Raw genomic sequence first — 17,876 nt, 5'->3', positions numbered from 1 at the left:
TTTCAAAGTAGCATCGTTAGGCAGCGTTTATCGAAGGGCGTCGCGGACGTCTGGGCGCACTTTCAGGATTTCCGGGGCATGACCTCCTCCAAACTCGTTCTCATGCTGGGCGTGGCTGCGGCCGTACTGCCCGGCGCCGCCTTGGCGCAACAGGCGCCGGCTCAATCGACGACCCAGGCCCCGGCCCAGCCGACGACCCCGGCGGCGACCCAGACGCCGCCCCCTCAAACGCCCGCACCCCGCGCCCAGGCGGCCGAACCGGCCCAGCAGCCCGCCAGCGTCGGCGACGTGGTCGTAAACGCGCGCGCCAACGATGTGCGGACCTCGATCGATTCCACCAGCTACAGCCTGGCCAATGATCTTCAGGCCACGACGGGCACCCTTGCCGACGCCCTGCGCAACATTCCCTCGGTCGAGGTCGATCCCGACGGCAACGTCAGCCTGCGCGGCGACTCCAACGTCACCATCCTGATCGACGGCCGCCCGGCGACCCAGTTCAACGGCCCCAGCCGCGGCCAGATGATCCAGCAGATTCCGGCCGCCCAATACGCTCGCATCGAAGTCATGACCAATCCGTCGGCGGCCTACAGCCCCGAGGGTTCGGGCGGGGTCATCAACCTGATCTCCAAGCCGACGACCGTGCGGCCGACACAGACGACCACCGGATCGATCCGCGCCAATGTCGGCGACGGCGGCCGCTACAACATCGGCGGCAGCGTCGCCCATGTGAACGGCAAGACGACCCTGACGGCCGACGTCGGCCTGCGCCACGACGGCTATCTGTCGGAGACAAGCCGCGTGCGCGAACGGCTGGACACGGGCTCGGGACGCTTCCTGGAGTCGCGCCAGAGCCAGGATATCGACGGCGCGTCCGACAGCGCCTACGTCCGCCTGTCCGCCGAATACAATCTGGACGCAAAGACCCAGCTGGTCGGTGAACTGCGCCACACAGAGGTCGATGCCGGCGGCGACGGCGTCACCCTGTACGCTGCCGACGATGCGGCCGGAGGCATCGGCTCGGCCTATCGCCGCGCCGGCGACGGTCGCTTCAAGGGCCAGTTCTCGGGCGCCACGGCGCGGATGCTGCGGCGCTTCGACGACCAAGGCCACGAATGGACCAACGAGGTCCGCTTCGACCGCAACAGCTTCAACTTCACCTCCGACAGCTTCGTGGATCAGCAGATCCCGGCCGCCGCGAACTTCCTCGAAAACACCGCCAACAAGAACGAACAGGACCAGTGGGGCGTCACCAGCGCCTATGTCCGGCCGCTGTCGGACGGCGGCAAGCTGCGCCTCGGCTATGAGCTGCAGGCCACGCTGCTGGAGCTGGACAACGGCGTCGAACGCGGCCCTTCCCAAGCGGCGCTGACGCCCGACCCGCTGGTGTCAAACCGCTTCGACGTCGATCAGGTCGTCCACGCCCTCTACGTCACTTACGAAAAACCGTTCAGCGAGAAGCTGTCGGCCCAGTTCGGCCTGCGCCTGGAACAGGCGAACCTGGACCTGGATCAGGTCACCAGCGGCGTGAAGACGTCCCAGGATTATTTCCGCGCCTATCCGACCGGCCACCTGTCCTACAAGCTGAATGACAAGGACACCGTGCGCGCCAGCTACAGCCGTCGCATCCAGCGTCCGGGCCCGGCCGATCTGAACCCCTTCCTGACCTATGGCGATCCGCAGAACTATCGGTCCGGCAACCCGGACCTGCAGCCCCAGGAAACGGACTCGTACGAGCTGAACTGGCAGCGCCGGGTGCAGCAGACCTTCTACCAGGCCACCCTCTATTACCGTGACACCAACAAGGCCTTCAGCCAGACGACCCGCGACCTGGGCGCCGGGATTTTCCTGACCCGGCCCGAGAACCTGGGCGCCAGCACCTCGACCGGGCTGGAACTGGTCGCCAACGGCCCGCTGCTGCCGACCCTGCGCTACAACGCCAGCCTGAATGTCTATCGTCAGGAGATCGACGCCGCCGGCATCGTCGGCGCCCAGGATCGCTCCGGCGACGCGGTCTCTGGCCGCCTGTCGGTGAACTGGCAACCGACGCCCAAGGACTTCGTCCAGGTGTCGGGCATCTGGAGCGGGGACCAGCTGCTGGCCCAGGGCGTGCGTGAGCAGTCGACCCTGGTCAACCTGGGCTATCGCCGCAAGCTGAACGACGCCTGGTCGATGCAGATGACGGTGCGTGATGTGTTCGACGACTTCGGCTCGACAACCACCCTGACGACCCCGACCTTCCGCGACCGTTCGAACCAGAGCTTCGGCGGGCGTGCGGCCTATATCGGCCTGACCTGGAACTTCGGCGGCGGCCAGCGTCGCCCCGAACAGTTCGACTTCCAGGGCCCGACGACCGGCGGCTGATACGGGAACGCCCGGTTTCGGAGGCGCGGGCTCAGGTCCGCGTCTCCCAGGCCAGCCAAACGGCGACGACCACGAGACCGGCGGCCATGACGGCCCGTATCCCCGGACCTTTGACACGCGGCAGCACGGCGCCGGCCGCGCGCGCCGCGCCCATCACGATCAGGCTGTGGACCACGACGGCCACCGCCAGATGCAGCCCGCCCAGCGTCAGGGCCTGGGTCAGCGGCGCGCCGTGGGCCGGCCGCATGAAGGTCGGCAACAGGGCCACATAGAAGACGGCCGCCTTGGGGTTCAGCAGATTGCCCATCATGCCCCGCAGGAACAGCCCCCGCAGCGAGCGCACGTCCGGCGTCGGCTCTGCGTCTGCAACCGGCTCGCGCCAGGCCTCCCACGCCAGCCACAGCAGGAACAGCACGCCCGCCCAGCGCAGGCCTTGATATAGCGGCGGCCAGATGGCGAAGACCTCCGTCAGCCCATAGGCGGCCGCCAGCATCCAAACCGCCAGACCCACCGTCACCCCCGCCACGGCGGCGAAACCGGCCAGCCGCCCGCGCGCCAGGGCGACCAGCGCCAGCCAGCCCATGTTCGGCCCCGGCGTCAGCTCGATCAGGGCCACGGCGATCAGAAAGGGGCCGATGACGGCCGGATCGACGGGCCAGGCGGAATGGGCGATCACGGTGCGCTCCTGTTCAGCGAAGCCTAGGCCGCAGAGCGCGCAACGGACAGCCCCGATGTGGGCCGCGCCGACCCCTTGTGTGACCCGATCGTCACACCCACCTCGATCTCAACGGCGCGCTGCTCCGCAGAGGGCGAGCCGAACCCTATCCGCCTCACGAGGGGACTGGAGACCATGAATCTCGAACTCTATTCCGACCGCGCCAAACAGGCCGTCCAATCGGCCCAGTCGCTGGCGCTCGCCCGCCGTCACCAGCAGTTCGCCCCCGAACACCTGCTCAAGGTGTTGCTGGAGGAACGCGACGGCCTGGCCCGCAATCTGATCACCGCCGCCGGCGGCGACGCCAAACGCGCCGAGGCCGACACCGAGACCGCGCTGAAGAAGCGCGCCCAGGTCACCGGCGGCTCGGGCCAGCTCTATTTGGACGGCGACACCGCCCGCGTCTTCGCCGCCGCCGAGGAAGCCTCCAAGACCGCCGGCGACGCCTTCGTCACCACCGAACGCCTGCTGGCCGCCCTGGCGCGCGAGGGCGGGGTCGCCGCCGAGGTGCTGAAGGCCTCGGGCGCCAGCGCCGACAAGCTGGACGCCGCCATCGCCGAGGTGCGCAAGGGCAAGACCGCCGACAGCGCCGGCGCCGAAGACGGCTATGACGCCCTGAAACGCTACGCCCGCGACCTGACCCTGGCCGCCCGCGACGGCAAGATCGACCCGGTCATCGGCCGCGACGAGGAAATCCGCCGCACCATCCAGGTCTTGGCTAGGCGGACCAAGAACAACCCCGTCCTGATCGGCGAGCCCGGCGTCGGCAAGACCGCCATCGTCGAGGGCCTGGCCCTGCGCATCGTCAACGGCGACGTGCCCGAGAGCCTGCGCGACAAGACCGTGATGGCGCTGGACATGGGCTCCCTGATCGCCGGCGCCAAATACCGCGGCGAGTTCGAGGAGCGGCTGAAGGCCGTGCTGAACGAGGTCACAGCGGCCGAGGGCGGCATCATCCTGTTCATCGACGAGATGCACACCCTGGTCGGCGCCGGCAAGGGCGACGGCGCCATGGACGCCTCCAACCTGCTGAAGCCCGCCCTGGCGCGCGGCGAACTGCATTGCGTCGGCGCCACCACCCTGGATGAATACCGCAAACACGTCGAGAAGGACGCCGCCCTGGCCCGCCGCTTCCAGCCGGTCTTCGTCGCCGAACCGACGGTCGAGGACACTGTCTCCATCCTGCGCGGCCTGAAGGAGAAGTACGAGGTCCACCACGGGGTCCGCATCTCCGACAGCGCCATCGTCGCCGCCGCGACCCTGTCGAACCGCTACATCACCGACCGCTTCCTGCCGGACAAGGCCATCGACCTGATCGACGAGGCCGCCAGCCGCGTGCGCATGGCCGTCGACTCCAAGCCCGAGGCCCTGGACGAGATCGACCGCCGCCTGGTCCAGCTGAAGATCGAACGCGAGGCCCTGAAGAAGGAAACCGACCAGGCCTCCCAGCACCGGCTGGAAAAGCTGGAGGACGAGATCGCCGATCTGGAAGGCCAGTCCGACGACTTGACCACCCAGTGGAAGGCCGAAAAGGACAAGGTCGGCCAGGGCGCGCAACTGCGTGAAACCCTGGACCGCCTGCGTCTGGAACTGACCAACGCCCAGCGCGCCGGCGACCTGGGCCGCGCGTCCGAGATCGCCTACGGCCAGATCCCCCAGATCGAAAAACAACTGGCCGAGGCCGAGGCCAACGAGACCTCCGGAAAGGGCCCCCTGACGCCCGAGGTCGTCGACGCCGAACAGATCGCCGCCGTCGTCAGCCGGTGGACCGGCGTCCCCGTCGACAAGATGCTGGAGGGCGAGCGCGAAAAACTGCTCCAGATGGAGACCGCCCTGGGCGGCCGCGTCGTGGGTCAGGACGAGGCCCTGGCCGCCGTCTCCGACGCCGTGCGCCGCGCCCGCGCCGGCCTGAACGACCCCAACCGTCCCCTGGGCAGTTTCCTGTTCCTGGGCCCGACCGGCGTGGGCAAGACCGAACTGACCAAGGCCCTGGCCGAGTTCCTGTTCGACGACGAGGCCGCCATCACCCGGCTCGACATGTCCGAATATATGGAGAAGCACAGCGTCTCCCGCCTGATCGGCGCCCCTCCGGGCTATGTCGGCTATGACGAGGGCGGCGCCCTGACCGAGGCCGTGCGCCGTCGCCCCTATCAGGTCGTCCTGTTCGACGAGGTCGAAAAGGCCCACCCCGACGTCTTCAACGTCTTGCTGCAAGTGCTGGACGACGGCCGCCTGACAGACGGGCAAGGGAGAACCATCGACTTCCGCAACACCCTGATCATCATGACCTCCAACCTGGGCAGCCAGTATCTGGCCGAACAGGGCGAGGGCGACGATGTCGAGGCCGTCCGCCCCTTCGTCATGGACGCCGTCCGCGCCCACTTCCGGCCCGAGTTCCTGAACCGGATCGACGAGATCATCCTGTTCCACCGCCTGGGCCGCGAACAGATGGGCGGCATCGTGCGGATCCAGCTGTCACGCTTCGAAAAACTGCTGGCCGACCGCCGCCTGAACCTGTCCCTCGATGACGCCGCCTTGGCCTGGCTGGCCGACCGCGGCTACGACCCGGCGTATGGGGCGCGGCCGCTGAAGCGGGTGATCCAGAAGGAGCTGGTGGACCCGATTGCGAGGAAGCTGCTGGCCGGCGAGATCGAGGACGGCGGGGTGATCGCCGTCACCGCAGGTGAAGGCGGGTTGGAGATCGGGAAGATGCGGGTGCACTGAGGGCTAGCCATCGTCACTCGACTGCGATAGTCCATCGCAACCGGGGGATGAAATGACAAAAGTCGTTACGCTTTATAATCACAAGGGAGGTGTCTCGAAAACGACGACGACCTTCAACTTAGCCCATTTTTTGGCGGCTCAGGGGTCGAAAGTCCTAGTTATCGACGCAGATCCTCAGTGCAATTGTACTGAGATCATGATGGCCCATCAACTTGCATTGGCCGATCAAGAAGAGCTGGAGACAGGAAAAGCAGCTGTTCTTCCTGGTAAGACTCTTTTGGAACTACTTCAGCCCAGAATTGAGGGGTCGATACCTGCTGTTGAGGTTTCTGATGGCATTGAAGTTGAAATTACTGAGAATCTGTTTTTAATCAGAGGTGATGTTGATCTCAGCAGTATTGAAGATCATCTTTCCGAGGCCCACCAGCAGCGACACTCTTCGAAGACCCACGAGAAGAGGACGTATGGCGCGATAGATGATTTCGTTCGACGTTTGGCTGCCGTCCGCAGTTACGACTATGTAGTGTTCGATGTGGGGCCAAGTTCAGGCGCTTTGACTCGGGCCTGCTTTTTAGTTTGCGATGGATTCTTTGTGCCCACGATGCCGGATCGCTTTAATGTTCAAGCTATTGGGACACTTTCGACAATAATCTCAAGATGGGTTGGCGAAAATGCCCAAGTCATACCTGCTTTCTCCCAGTTAGGGCTTCCAGTGCCAAAGGGTGCGCCAGTATTCTTGGGCGTCATAATTTCTAATTTCAAAATGTATGGTGGGCAAGCTAGGCCATCATATCGCTATTGGATGGATCAAATTCCCAAAGCGGTTGAAGGTAGCTTGGTGCCCGCACTTACATCTGTGGGTAGCCAAGGTTTTGATTTATTGGCGAAGGAGAACCCCTCAAACTGGATCATTGCAGAGATTCCTGATTTTCAAGGACTTGGTCCAATAATGCAGGAAAACGGTAAAGCTATATTCCAAATTGGAGCTGAAGATACCAAATCTCTAAACGGAGGAGTGCCGTGGTCCGGCAATGTATGGACTGACGCGAAGACACGGATCGACAAATTTGCCGATAAAATGAAATCTTTAGCAGACCGCATTGATACGGTCCTCTAAATGCAAGTCGATCAATATTTCGTCGCCTTCATCGATATCCTTGGATTCGCCGAAAAGGTAAAAAAAGACTTTTCCAGTGCCGAGTTGATGGCTGATTCGAACTTGGATTCTATTAGACAGGCGGTGCTAGCAGCGCGGGCACTTGGTGATGTAGATGCCAAAATATCAGTTGATTTGTTCTCTGACTCAATTGTTGTCTCGACTCTATTCTCTAAAGAGGCGTTTGCTCCATTCTTAGACGCGTGTACGCGACTTCAGGCCGACCTCATAAAAATGGGTGTTCTTGTGAGAGGCGGTGTGGCTTACGGCAAGCATTACTCAGAAGATGGTATAGTTTATAGTTCTGCTCTTATAGATGCCTACAGGCTAGAATCGAGCGAAGCAGAAGTGCCTCGTATCGTGATTTCCCCCGATTTGGCCGATATTATGGAACTGTCAGGCGGAGACAGACAAGCTGCTCTGTCGGTTGACGACGATCGATATCTCTTTCTCAATTTTGCGAGGTTCTTCTCTGGAGAGGAGTGCAGATCGGTAACAGCGGCGCTAGATCGCCAGCTTGAAAATAGTCGGGGGCGGATTGCGCGAAAATTATCGTGGCTAAAACGAACGTTAAACGAAGGGCAGGACCAAGCGACAGCTGCGGCCGTCTAATCTTCTCTGCGAGTGTCACAGAGGGGTTTGCCGTGAACTGGTCTTAAACAGCTACCCATCCTAATGCCGTCAGCAAACCCGCGCGTTTCCAAATATTTGACGGATTTTCACGCCCTTCTCCTGCCCGCCCTCCAAAACCGTGCGATCCTGTTTCCGCTCGTCCGCATCGGACGCGCCGCACAGCCGGGGAGGGCGGATTTGAGACGAATTGCACTATTCAGACGGTGTTTTTCACGCCGCAGAGTCTGAAATCGGCGTCACGGGTTGATGACCACCTTGATGCAGCCGTCCTTCTTCCCCTGGAAGGTCTTGTAGGCCTCGGGGCCGTCTTCCAGCCCGATCTTGTGGGTGATCAGGAAGCTGGGGTCGATGTCGCCGTCGAGGACCTTCTTCATCAGGGGCTCCAGATAGCGTTGCACGTGGGTCTGGCCGGTCTTCAGCGTCAGGGCCTTGCCGATGAAGGCGCCCAGCATCGTGGGGACCATGCCGACGAAGACGCCGGGCAGGCTGATGATCCCGCCGGGCTTGCAGGCCACGATGGCTTCGTTCAGCGCATAGGGGCGCTCCAGCTTGCCGGCGACGGTCTCCTGGACCTTCTCCATCAGGCTGCCCGAGCCGTGGCTTTCCAGGCCGACGGCCTCGATCACCGCATCGGGGCCTTCGCCGTTGGTCAGGGCCTTGATCCGTTCCTGCAGGTCGCCCTCGGAGAAGTCGAGGGTCTTGGCGCCGGCGGCCTGGGCCAGCGCCAGCCGCTCGGGCACCTGGTCGATGGCGATCACCCGGCCGGCGCCCATCATGAAGGCGCTGCGGATGGCGAACTGGCCCACCGGCCCGCAGCCGAACACCAGGATGGTCTGGCCGGGCTGGATGTTGCAGTTCTCGGCCGCCATCCAGCCCGTCGGGAAGATGTCGGACAGGAACAGCACCTGATCGTCGGTCAGGCCCTCGGGCACCTTGATCGGCCCGACGTCGGCGTAGGGGATGCGCAGATACTCGGCCTGGCCGCCCGCGAAACCGCCGTACATCTCGCTGTAGCCGTACAGGCCGGCGGTCGGATAGCCGGTCTGTTTGGCCTGTTCGGTGCCGTTGGGATTGGAGCGCTGGCACAGGCTGAACAGGCTGGCGCGGCACATCTTGCAGTCGCCGCAGCTGATGGTGAAGGGCACCACGACGCGGTCGCCGACCTTGAGCTTGTCGTTGTCCTTGCCGACGGCGACGACCTCGCCCATCGTCTCGTGGCCCATGACGTCGCCGTGCTTCATGCCGGGCACAAAGCCGCCGTAGAGGTGCAGGTCCGAGCCGCAGATGGCGCAACTCGTCACCCGGATGACGGCGTCGCGGCCGTCCTCGATGGTGGGGTCAGGCACCTCTTCGCAGCGGATGTCGCCCTTGCCGTGCCAGCACAACGCCTTCATGTCGGATCTCCAATCTGAGTGGGATCAATCCGGCTGCGCGGGCGCGGTTCCTAAGGCTCCGCTTTAAAATCAAAGCGTTACCGTGCCGAAATCAGTCCTTGGGGATCGGGTTGGTCCTTGGGTCCGGGCCGTTGGTGATGACGCGGTCGCGTTCGCCCAGGTCCTTGATGATCTTGACGTCGGTGAAGCCGGCGGCCTCGAACAGTTCCTTGACCTGCGGGCCCTGGTCCCAGCCGATCTCGACGGCGAAGACGCCGCCGGGTTTCAGAATGCGTTTCACCTCGGGCGCCAGGTCGCGATAGGCCTGCAAGCCGTCGGGACCGCCGTCCAGGGCCAGGTGCGGGTCGTGGTCACGGACCTCGGGGTCCAGGGTCGCGATATGGTCGGTGGGGATATAGGGCGGGTTGGACAAAACGAGGTCGAAGCTGGCGTCGCCGAAGCCCGCCGCCCATTCGGTGCGCAGGAAGACGGCGCGGTCGTTCAGGTCCAGGTTGGCGGCGTTCTCCTTGGCCACGGCCAGGGCCTCCGACGAGATGTCGGTGCCGACGCCCTTGGCCGCCGGCCGCTCGGCCAGCAGCGCCAGCAGGATCGCGCCCGAGCCGGTGCCCAGGTCGATGGCCTCGAACGCCTCGTTCCGGGCGAAGGCCAGCATGGCCACGTCCATCAGGGTCTCGGTGTCGGGGCGGGGGCTGAGCACGTCTGGGGTGACGTTCAGCATGATCTTCCAGAAGCCCTTCTTGCCGATGATGCGCGACACCGGCTCGCGCCTCAGGCGGCGCTCGACCATGGCCTCATAGGCGCTCAGCTGGTCGTCGGTGATGACGCGGTAGGGGTCGGTCAGGATGTCCATACGGCTGGCGCCCGATGCGGCCTCCAGCAGCAGGCGGGCGTCGATGGCGGGGCTGTCGATGCGGCCGGTCTTGAGCTTGGCCTGGGCGGCCTTCCAGGCGGTCAGCAGGGTGTTGGATGCGGTCATGGTCGCTGATTGGCCCGCGCGGGCGCCGATTTCAAGCATTTGCGGAACGGCCGGACAGCTATACCGTTCGCCAGACCATGTCCGACCGCAAGTCCCCCCGCCGCCCGTCCGTTCTGTCCAGCCTCGCCCGCAGCCTGTCGTCGTCGCCGCGTCCGTCGCGTCGGGGGGGCAAAAGCATGGGCGGGGGAGGCGGCGGGATCTGGCGCTATGTGGCGGCGGCCGTCGGGGGACTGACGGCCGGGGCGGGCGCGGCCCACCTGCTGTACAGCCAGGGCCACAAGGTCGGGGTCGAGCTGCGTCCCGAACGCCCCGAGCCCCTGCCGCCCAAGCCCCCCACGCCCGAGGACTATGAGGCCAAGGAGCCGGGCCGCGGCCGCATGGCCAGGCGGCCCGAGCACATCCCGCACAGGGGCTGGTCCGACATCGTCTGGCGCACCGGCGGCTCCTATTTCGGTGACCGGGTCGGGTTCCTGGCGGGGGGCGTGACCTTCTTCACCCTGCTGTCGCTGTTCCCCCTGCTGGGTACGTTCGTGACCCTGTACGGCCTGTTCGCCGATCCGTCCGACGCCTGGGGGCGGCTGAACGTCCTCTACGCCCTCTTGCCGTCCAGCATCGCCGAGTTCCTGGGCGGGGAGATGCAGCGCCTGGCACAGAACTCCAACAGCCAGCTGACCTTCACCCTGATCTGGACCCTGGCCCTGTCGCTGTGGACCGCCAATGGGGCGGTCAAGGTGCTGTTCTACGGCCTGAACGTCGCCTACCACGAGATCGAGATGCGCAACCTCGTGCGCTACAATCTGATCTGCATGGGGTTCACCGTCGGGGCCATCTTCGCGGTGCTGCTGACCTCGGTTCTGGTCGTCGGCGTGCCGGTGGTGGTGCGGCTGTTCGGGCTGGAGGAGGAGTGGGGCGTCATCGCGCTGTTGCGCTGGCCGCTGCTGCTGGCGGGCTATATCGCCGCCCTGACCGTCATTTACCGCTTCGGTCCCTGCCGTCAGAGGGCGCGCTGGCGCTGGGTCACGCCGGGCGCGATCTTCGCGGCGGTGCTCAGCCTGACGGTGTCCTTCTTGTTCAGCTGGTATCTGAACAACTTCGTGCGGACCGACAGCTATGGCCCGCTGGCGGCCATGATGGGCTTCCTGCTTTGGACCTGGCTGTCGGTGCAGGTGATCCTGATGGGCGCCGAGCTGAACGCCGAGATCGAGCACCAGACCGCCGTGGACACCACGACCGGCAAGCCGCTGCCGATCGGCGAGCGGGGCGCCAAGGTCGCCGACAGCATCGGCGCCCGACGCGGCAACCCCGCCGCCCTGGCCTTCACCCAGCGCCAGGCCGAGCGGGTGGCGGACCGGTTCCGAAACCGCCAGAACCGCAAGGCCGTGGAGGCCGCCTCTAAAGAATGAAGCGGCTCAGATCGACGTCCTTGGTCAGGGCGTCCATCTTCTCGCGCACGGCGTCGCCGTCGAAGGCCACGGTCTGGCCCGACAGGTCCGAGGCCTTGAAGCTGGTCTCCTCCAGCACCCGCTCCATCACGGTCTGAAGCCGGCGCGCGCCGATGTTCTCGATGGCGCTGTTGGCCGCCACCGCCGCATCGGCCATGGCCTCGACAGCATCGTCCGTGAAGGTCAGCGTCACGTCCTCGGTCGCCAGCAGGGCCTGGTTCTGACGGATCAGATTGGCCTCGGGCTCGGTCAGGATTCGCTTGAAGTCGTCGCGCGTCAGGGCCTTCAGCTCGACCCGGATCGGCAGCCGTCCCTGAAGCTCGGGCAACAGGTCCGACGGCTTGGCGACGTGGAAGGCGCCCGAGGCGATGAACAGCACATGGTCGGTCTTCACCGGCCCGTATTTGGTCGAGACGGTGGTGCCCTCGATCAAGGGCAGCAGGTCGCGCTGGACCCCCTCGCGCGACACATCGGCGCCGGATGCGCCTTGCCGCGCGGCGACCTTGTCGATCTCGTCCAAGAAGACGATGCCCTCGTTCTCGGCCAGCATCAGCGCTTCTTGCGTCAGGCTGTCCTGATCAAGCAGCTTGTCGCCCTCTTCGGCGATCAGGGGCGTGGTCGCGTCGCGGACCATCAGCTTGACGGTCTTGGTGCGCCCGCCGCCCATCTTGCCCAGCATCTCCGACAGGTTCAGCAGCCCGACATTGCCGCCGCCCGGAATGTCCAGGCCTTGGATCGGCGAGGCGGTGTCGGCCAGCGAAATCTCGATCTCCTTGTCGTCCAGCTCTCCGGCCCGCAGCTTCTTCCTGAAGCTGTCGCGCGTCGCCGGCCCCGCGCCCGGTCCGACCAGGGCGTCCAGGATCCGGTCCTCGGCGGCGGCTTCCGCCTTGGCCCGCACGTCGCCGCGTCTGCGCTCGCGCACCATGATCAGGGCGCTCTCGACCAGGTCGCGCACGATCTGGTCCACGTCACGGCCGACATAGCCGACCTCGGTGAATTTGGTCGCCTCGACCTTGAGGAAGGGCGAACCGGCCAGCTTGGCCAGGCGCCGCGCGATCTCGGTCTTGCCGACGCCGGTGGGGCCGATCATCAGGATGTTCTTGGGCGTCACCTCGTCGCGCAGGTCCGCCGGCACGCGCTTCCTGCGCCAGCGGTTCCTCAACGCCACGGCCACGGCGCGCTTGGCGTCGTTCTGGCCGACGATATAGCGATCCAGTTCGGAGACGATCTCGCGGGGGGTCAGTTCAGTCATGCGGTGCAGATAGGAGGCCCGCAAGCGGAGCGGGAGAGGGCAGGGCGTCGCGGAGAAGGATTTCGTCAATCCGGGATCCCGACGGCCGTTTCGCCGCAGCTCATCTATCGCGGCTGATCGGGCCAGGCCTGCAAAGCGGCGGACGCGATGCCCAGCAAGGCCGATCGCCCCGCGCCGTCTCGCGCCAGAACGGACATTCCCTGCATGACGGCCATGACCAGGCCTGACAGCGCCGCGGCATCCGCGTCTGGCGGCAGCCGTTTCTCCTGGATGTCACGGTCGATCCTAGCCCGCAGGCGGCGTTGAATGCCGAGGCGGATGTCCGCAACAGTCCGCTGAACGTCCGCCGAGGCCGCCGAACCGCTGGCGGTTGCGCTGGCCATCAGGCAGCCGCTAGGCGTCTCCTCGCCGGTATATGTGCAGGCTGCGGCAGTCATCAGGGCGCGCGCCGCCTCGAAGGCGCTGGGCGCGGCGTCGATACCGTCGGCCATCGCCTTCGGGTCGCCCGCGTAAAGCCTGATGGCCTCAAGGAACAACTGCTTCTTGTCGCCGAACGCGGCGTAAAGGCTGGGCGCCGTGATCCCCATCGCCGCTGTCAGATCGGCGATGGAGGTCGTCTCGTAGCCATTACGCCAGAAAGCAAGCATTGCCTGCCGAAGGGCCATGTCGCGGTTGAAGGACAGCGGGCGGCCGGGACGTCGCGGTGATCGTGCAGATTCCATAGCAATCATTATGAAACATCTTGACCTGTCGCGCCAGCACGCTCACTGGTTCTGTAGCGACCGTTAGGAAAACAAAAATGTCTCTGGCCGAATTTCGCACCCTGGGCCGATCCGGCCTAGTCGTCAGTCCGCTCGCCCTTGGGACGATGACGTTTGGATCGGGCGAATGGGGCGCCGATGAAGCGGAGTCGCGTCAGGTGTTTCAGGCCTATCGCGACGCCGGAGGAAACTTCGTCGACACCGCAGACATCTACGGCGGGGGCGAGAGCGAACGTCTGGTGGGACAGTTCATCAGGGAGACCAAGTCCCGCGACGAGGTCGTGCTATCGACGAAGTTCGCCTTCAATGGGTCAGCCAGTCCGCTGTCAGCGGCTCAGGCTGGCGGGGGCAATCCCAACGCCGGCGGCGCCGGGGCCAAGAACATCCACCGCGCCCTGGACGCGTCCCTGAAGCGGTTGGGGACCGACTATATCGACCTTTATTGGATGCATATCTGGGACGGCGTGACGCCGATAGAGGAGATCGTCCAGACGCTGGGCGACCTCGTGCGGGCGGGCAAGATTCGTTACTACGCCCTATCGGACATGCCGGCCTGGCTAGCGATGAAAGCCGCGACACTGGCCGCCGAGCGACGCGTTCCGGCTCCGATCGCGATCCAGGTGGAATATTCGCTTGTCGCACGCGATATCGAGGCCGAGCACGTCCCGGCCGCGGTCGAGGGTGGAATGGGCGTCATGCCGTGGAGCCCGCTGGCCGGCGGCTTCCTGACCGGCAAATACCGACGCGAGGATACGGCGAACACGGGGCGTCTGAGCGGGGCCAATCCGTTCGGCCAGAGCAAGTTCGTCGACCGCAACTGGATCGTGCTGGACACGCTGAAAGCCGTCGCCGAGGAGATCGGTCGGCCGCCGGCTCAGGTGGCGCTGCGCTGGGTCATGCAACGCCCCGGTGTCGCCTCGACCTTGATCGGCGTGCGCGACGCCAGCCAACTGGCGGGCAATATCGCCGCCACGGCGTTCGCGCTGACCGACGAACAGATGTCGCGTCTGAACGCCGCCAGCGCGCCGCAACCGGGTTTCACCCTTGGGCTGACGGCTCCAGCGATCCGTCGCATGGTGTTCGGCGGCAATGAGGTTTCGGGTTGGCGGGAATAGTCGCTTAGCAAAAAGGCGCCCTCCGGCCGGAGGGCGCCTTCAAAGCTCTTGCCGATGTCGCCAATATCAGGCGGCGTTGGCGGCCTTGGTCTTGGCCAGCTTGTCCTGGTGGGCTTTCATGCCTGCCGCGATCAGGTCGGCGGCTTCGCCGGCGTCGCCCCAGCCCTGGACGGTGACCGACTTGCCCTTCTCCAGGTCCTTGTAGCGGGTGAAGAAGTGCTCGATCTGCTCGATCAGGATGGCGGGCAGCTGACGATAGCTGGCGATCTCGGTATAGTAGGGGTTCAGCTTGTCGACCGGCACGGCCAGGATCTTCTCGTCGCCGCCGGCCTCGTCCACCATCTTCAGCACGCCGATGGGGCGCGAGCGGATGACGCAGCCGGGCACCACCGGCGTCGGGTTCAGCACGATCACGTCGCAGGGATCGCCGTCGTCCGACAGGGTGTGTGGAATGAAGCCGTAGTTGCCGGGATAATACATGGCGGTGTGCAGGAAGCGATCGACGAACAGGGCGCCGGACGCCTTGTCCATCTCGTATTTCACCGGCAGGCCGCCCTGCGGGATCTCGATGATGACGTTGATGTCCCAAGGGGCGTTGGGACCGACCGGAATGGCGTCAAGGTTCATGGCGAGGTCTTTGCTGCGACTGCGAAATTCTAAAGGGCGAGGCGTGATAAGCCGACCAGCCCGTTACGGCAAGCACGACCTGCACAGGACAGGCTTGCGTCGCGACGCATCATCGCGGACATCTGGCGCATGACCTTGACCGACTGGGCCGCCCTGGCGCTCTTTTTCATCTGCTGGCTGGGATACAGCCCCATACTGGCCTTCATCAGCAGGAAGGGCGGCTCGCTGAACAAGGACATGGAGCATGTCCGCGCGGTGTGGATGCAGTCCATGACCCACCGCGAGATGAAGCTGATCGACAGCCAGCTGATGGGCCATTCGATCAACTCGGCCTCCTTCTTCGCCTCCACCAACCTGCTGCTGATCGCGGCGGTGGGGGGCATATTGTTCGGCGGCGAGAGCGCGCTGCAGGGATTTGCGGCCGTCGGGGCCGAGAACGTGCCCCTAAAGATCCTGGAGGCCAAGCTGGCCCTGGTGCTGGTCTGCCTGGCGCGCGGCTTCCTGGATTTCATCTGGGCGCTGCGCCAGATGAACTACACCCTGGCTCTGATCGGCTCGGCCCCCGAACTGCATTCCAACACCGACCGCAAGGCGTTCAGCGAGGCGGCGGGGCAACTTCTGAACCCCGCCCTCAGTTCATTCAGCCAAGGCGTACGGGGCTACTATTTCGCCCTGGCGGCGGCGGCCTGGCTGTTCGGGCCGCTGTGGCTGGCGCTGGGGGTGGCCTCGTCGTTCGGCCTGCTGATCTATCGCCAGGAAGCCTCGCCTGCCGCGCGGGCCATTCGTAATGCGCGGCGGTTGCTGGAGCATTGAGGTCGGCTATTTCGCAAGTGCGAGATGGGAGGTGGCGCCCGACTTTGGTCTAATACGCGCCATGTTACCGATTACATGGCCGTATTTGCGTAACACGGCGTGACCGCAAAGGCGCATATCGGCCTTGACCCATTGTGCATCGCAACCTAAGTTGACCTCTGACGCCTCCGGGCGTCTTGCCCTTCCTGGGCGTTTCCTCCCTATAGACTTTAATGCCGCACCTTCGGGTGCGGCTTTTTTTTTTTGATCTGATTAGCGATCAGTCAGGCCGACCATGGTCTGCGCAGAGGGCGGCGATCACGCGCGACAGGGCCTTTTGCGTCGTGGCGTAGGTCGGGGCGGGCTGAAGCGTCGTCTCGTCCAGATACAGCCGCCGGCTCAACTCGATCTGTATCGCCTCATAGCCGTCGTCGGGCCGGCCCCAGCGCTGGGTGGACCAACCGCCGGCATAGGGATGGTTCTGCGCCACCCGCCAGCCCAGCCCCTCGAAAAGCTCGCGCAGCCGTCGGCTGAGCCGCGCGCTGCAGGCCGAACCGTAACGATCGCCCAGCACCACCTCGGCCCCCACTGCCCGCGTCGGCATGGAATGCCAGTCGATCAGCACCGCCCGCCCGTGCGTCGCGCGCGTCGTCTGCATCAGTTCGCCCAGCGCCTGGTGATAGGGGCGATGAACCGCATCGATGCGGCCCTGCGCCTCGGCCAGGCTCAACCGGCGCGCATAGAGGGGCGTCCCGTCGCCCGCCAGGCGCGGCACGACGCCGTAACCGGCCGCCGTCTTGGCGCCGACCGGCCCATCCAGCCCGTCGATCAGCGCCGGGTCCAGTTCGCTAGCGTCGCGGTTCAGATCGACATAAGCCCGACCGATCCGCCCCTCGATCAGGGTCGCGCCGCAGCGGGGACCGTCCGCGACCAGCCGCCCGACCAGGGCGTCCTCGGCGCTTTTCAGGCTGGAGAGCGACAGGTCGGGCACGGCGCCCATGTCGTCGGGATAGCGGTCGCCCGAATGGGGCGAGGCGAACACCAGCGCGGTCGCCTTGACGCCCGCGACCGGCGCGGTGATCGAAAAGCTGTCGCCGCCGTCGGTCATGTCCCCGCATAGCGGGTTTCGCTGTGGAAGGAAGTCGGCTGATCGGTGAATTTCATCGGCGGTTTACCGTTGCACCTCTAGTCTGGTCGTCTGTTTCAAGGGTGTTTTTCGAATGGCGCGTATCCTCCTGGCCGAAGACGACGGTTCGTTGCGCGGGTTTCTGACGCGCGCGCTGGAGCGGGCGGGTCATCAGGTCATCGACTGCGAGAACGGCGACGACGCCATCGACGCCCTGGAACACGGCCCTTACGACCTGCTGCTGACCGACATCGTCATGCCGGGCGCGGACGGGATCGAGGTGGCGCGCGTCGCCGCCGCCCGCCAGCCGGGCCTGCGCATCATGTTCATCACAGGTTTCGCCGCCGTCGCCCTGACCGCCGCCCAGGCCACGCCCGACGCCAAGGTCCTGTCCAAGCCCGTCCACCTGCGCGACCTAGTCAACGAGGTCGAGCGTATGGTCGCCGCCTGAGCGGCTGATCTGACGGCGGTTTTCGAGAAATCTCTTTCTTGCCGTGAAATCGGCTTGATGAAGCCCGGCCTCGCCGCTATACGACCGCTCTTCCCGCTCCGAACAGCTTTTTCGGAGCCCTACGGCGGATGCGTAGCTCAGCGGGAGAGCACCTCGTTGACATCGAGGGGGTCACAGGTTCAATCCCTGTCGCGTCCACCATTTCCTTCAACACCCTAGCCTACTGCGGCTGACGGGCTTCGGCCAGAAGGCCCGCTGGGCGCCTGATTGGGCGAACGGGATGGCCGTGCGCCCTCTCTGGCCCGAAATGGGTGTCACAGGGGTTCCGCAACGACGGCGGCGCCTGGCAGA

At 65.1% G+C, this 17,876-nt stretch carries 15 protein-coding genes and 1 tRNA gene; 9 read left to right on the top strand and 7 right to left on the bottom strand.

The window, feature by feature from the left end; translation table 11 throughout:
- The first annotated feature begins 78 nt into the window (after positions 1-78).
- A complete protein-coding gene (locus ACP7BH_RS12085; protein ID WP_425985520.1) occupies positions 79-2,361 on the top strand; it encodes a TonB-dependent receptor domain-containing protein in 2,283 nt (760 codons plus the stop codon).
- 31 nt (positions 2,362-2,392) lie between these two features.
- Here ACP7BH_RS12085 and ACP7BH_RS12080 read toward each other — a convergent pair whose 3' ends face one another.
- Positions 2,393-3,037: a LysE family translocator gene (locus ACP7BH_RS12080; RefSeq protein WP_425985518.1), complete on the bottom strand. Its 645-nt coding sequence runs from the start codon at positions 3,035-3,037 to the stop codon at positions 2,393-2,395.
- 174 nt (positions 3,038-3,211) lie between these two features.
- Here ACP7BH_RS12080 and clpB point away from each other — a divergent pair, with 174 nt between their 5' ends.
- Genes clpB through ACP7BH_RS12065 form a run of 3 tightly spaced genes read left to right on the top strand, consistent with a single transcriptional unit; the run spans position 3,212 to position 7,568 of the window.
- A complete protein-coding gene (gene clpB, locus ACP7BH_RS12075; RefSeq protein WP_425985516.1) occupies positions 3,212-5,800 on the top strand; it encodes an ATP-dependent chaperone ClpB in 2,589 nt (862 codons plus the stop codon).
- 52 nt (positions 5,801-5,852) lie between these two features.
- Positions 5,853-6,917: a ParA family protein gene (locus tag ACP7BH_RS12070; RefSeq protein ID WP_425985514.1), complete on the top strand. Its 1,065-nt coding sequence runs from the start codon at positions 5,853-5,855 to the stop codon at positions 6,915-6,917.
- Positions 6,918-7,568, top strand: coding sequence for a hypothetical protein (locus tag ACP7BH_RS12065; protein WP_425985512.1), 651 nt, complete (start codon positions 6,918-6,920; stop codon positions 7,566-7,568). It begins immediately after the preceding gene.
- A gap of 257 nt (positions 7,569-7,825) precedes the next feature.
- Here ACP7BH_RS12065 and ACP7BH_RS12060 read toward each other — a convergent pair whose 3' ends face one another.
- Together ACP7BH_RS12060 and prmC are read right to left on the bottom strand one after the other, a co-directional pair.
- On the bottom strand, positions 7,826-8,983 hold the full coding sequence (locus tag ACP7BH_RS12060) for a zinc-dependent alcohol dehydrogenase (protein WP_425985509.1): 1,158 nt from the start codon (positions 8,981-8,983) through the stop codon (positions 7,826-7,828).
- A gap of 91 nt (positions 8,984-9,074) precedes the next feature.
- On the bottom strand, positions 9,075-9,959 hold the full coding sequence (gene prmC / locus ACP7BH_RS12055; protein WP_425985507.1) for a peptide chain release factor N(5)-glutamine methyltransferase: 885 nt from the start codon (positions 9,957-9,959) through the stop codon (positions 9,075-9,077).
- A 77-nt stretch (positions 9,960-10,036) separates the two neighbouring features.
- Between prmC and ACP7BH_RS12050 the strand changes: the two genes are divergently transcribed.
- The gene (locus ACP7BH_RS12050; RefSeq protein ID WP_425985504.1) at positions 10,037-11,362 is read left to right on the top strand and encodes a YihY/virulence factor BrkB family protein; all 1,326 of its coding nucleotides are present in this window, start codon (positions 10,037-10,039) and stop codon (positions 11,360-11,362) included.
- On the opposite strand, the gene hslU is transcribed toward ACP7BH_RS12050, so the two are convergent.
- Both hslU and ACP7BH_RS12040 read right to left on the bottom strand, forming a co-directional pair.
- On the bottom strand, positions 11,352-12,653 hold the full coding sequence (gene hslU / locus ACP7BH_RS12045; RefSeq protein ID WP_425985502.1) for an ATP-dependent protease ATPase subunit HslU: 1,302 nt from the start codon (positions 12,651-12,653) through the stop codon (positions 11,352-11,354). The genes ACP7BH_RS12050 and hslU overlap by 11 nt on opposite strands.
- 104 nt (positions 12,654-12,757) lie before the next feature.
- Positions 12,758-13,318 carry a TetR/AcrR family transcriptional regulator gene (locus ACP7BH_RS12040; RefSeq protein ID WP_425985500.1) on the bottom strand — a complete coding sequence of 187 codons (561 nt, stop codon included), beginning with the start codon at positions 13,316-13,318 and terminating at the stop codon, positions 12,758-12,760.
- Positions 13,319-13,452: 134 nt separating this feature from the next.
- Here ACP7BH_RS12040 and ACP7BH_RS12035 point away from each other — a divergent pair, with 134 nt between their 5' ends.
- On the top strand, positions 13,453-14,529 hold the full coding sequence (locus ACP7BH_RS12035; protein WP_425985498.1) for an aldo/keto reductase: 1,077 nt from the start codon (positions 13,453-13,455) through the stop codon (positions 14,527-14,529).
- A gap of 66 nt (positions 14,530-14,595) precedes the next feature.
- On the opposite strand, the gene ppa is transcribed toward ACP7BH_RS12035, so the two are convergent.
- On the bottom strand, positions 14,596-15,156 hold the full coding sequence (ppa, locus tag ACP7BH_RS12030; protein WP_425985496.1) for an inorganic diphosphatase: 561 nt from the start codon (positions 15,154-15,156) through the stop codon (positions 14,596-14,598).
- 129 nt (positions 15,157-15,285) lie between these two features.
- Between ppa and ACP7BH_RS12025 the strand changes: the two genes are divergently transcribed.
- Positions 15,286-15,969 (top strand): DUF599 domain-containing protein, encoded by a 684-nt coding sequence (locus tag ACP7BH_RS12025; RefSeq protein ID WP_425985494.1) that lies wholly within the window; start codon positions 15,286-15,288, stop codon positions 15,967-15,969.
- A gap of 259 nt (positions 15,970-16,228) precedes the next feature.
- Here the strand turns inward: ACP7BH_RS12025 and ACP7BH_RS12020 are convergent, their stop codons facing one another.
- Positions 16,229-17,056 carry an N-formylglutamate amidohydrolase gene (locus tag ACP7BH_RS12020; protein WP_425985492.1) on the bottom strand — a complete coding sequence of 276 codons (828 nt, stop codon included), beginning with the start codon at positions 17,054-17,056 and terminating at the stop codon, positions 16,229-16,231.
- Positions 17,057-17,168: 112 nt separating this feature from the next.
- Between ACP7BH_RS12020 and cpdR the strand changes: the two genes are divergently transcribed.
- Both cpdR and ACP7BH_RS12010 read left to right on the top strand, forming a co-directional pair.
- On the top strand, positions 17,169-17,525 hold the full coding sequence (cpdR, locus tag ACP7BH_RS12015; RefSeq protein WP_017506825.1) for a cell cycle two-component system response regulator CpdR: 357 nt from the start codon (positions 17,169-17,171) through the stop codon (positions 17,523-17,525).
- Positions 17,526-17,651: 126 nt separating this feature from the next.
- Positions 17,652-17,726 (top strand) — tRNA-Val (locus ACP7BH_RS12010).
- Positions 17,727-17,876: the final 150 nt, after the last annotated feature.

This window comes from Brevundimonas sp. TWP2-1, from assembly GCF_049897645.1.
GTDB lineage: Bacteria > Pseudomonadota > Alphaproteobacteria > Caulobacterales > Caulobacteraceae > Brevundimonas.
Note: the sequence above shows the minus strand (reverse complement) of the source record. Positions and strands in the feature narration are given on the sequence as shown.

Coding starts and splice junctions, on each gene's coding strand:
- prmC (WP_425985507.1), bottom strand. CDS start 9,959: ATGACCGCATCCAACACCCTGCTGACCGCCTGGAAGGCCGCCCAGGCC.
- ACP7BH_RS12050 (WP_425985504.1), top strand. CDS start 10,037: ATGTCCGACCGCAAGTCCCCCCGCCGCCCGTCCGTTCTGTCCAGCCTC.
- ACP7BH_RS12025 (WP_425985494.1), top strand. CDS start 15,286: ATGACCTTGACCGACTGGGCCGCCCTGGCGCTCTTTTTCATCTGCTGG.
- ACP7BH_RS12060 (WP_425985509.1), bottom strand. CDS start 8,983: ATGAAGGCGTTGTGCTGGCACGGCAAGGGCGACATCCGCTGCGAAGAG.
- ppa (WP_425985496.1), bottom strand. CDS start 15,156: ATGAACCTTGACGCCATTCCGGTCGGTCCCAACGCCCCTTGGGACATC.
- ACP7BH_RS12065 (WP_425985512.1), top strand. CDS start 6,918: ATGCAAGTCGATCAATATTTCGTCGCCTTCATCGATATCCTTGGATTC.
- ACP7BH_RS12040 (WP_425985500.1), bottom strand. CDS start 13,318: ATGGCCCTTCGGCAGGCAATGCTTGCTTTCTGGCGTAATGGCTACGAG.
- ACP7BH_RS12085 (WP_425985520.1), top strand. CDS start 79: ATGACCTCCTCCAAACTCGTTCTCATGCTGGGCGTGGCTGCGGCCGTA.
- cpdR (WP_017506825.1), top strand. CDS start 17,169: ATGGCGCGTATCCTCCTGGCCGAAGACGACGGTTCGTTGCGCGGGTTT.
- ACP7BH_RS12035 (WP_425985498.1), top strand. CDS start 13,453: ATGTCTCTGGCCGAATTTCGCACCCTGGGCCGATCCGGCCTAGTCGTC.
- ACP7BH_RS12020 (WP_425985492.1), bottom strand. CDS start 17,056: ATGACCGACGGCGGCGACAGCTTTTCGATCACCGCGCCGGTCGCGGGC.
- hslU (WP_425985502.1), bottom strand. CDS start 12,653: ATGACTGAACTGACCCCCCGCGAGATCGTCTCCGAACTGGATCGCTAT.
- clpB (WP_425985516.1), top strand. CDS start 3,212: ATGAATCTCGAACTCTATTCCGACCGCGCCAAACAGGCCGTCCAATCG.
- ACP7BH_RS12070 (WP_425985514.1), top strand. CDS start 5,853: ATGACAAAAGTCGTTACGCTTTATAATCACAAGGGAGGTGTCTCGAAA.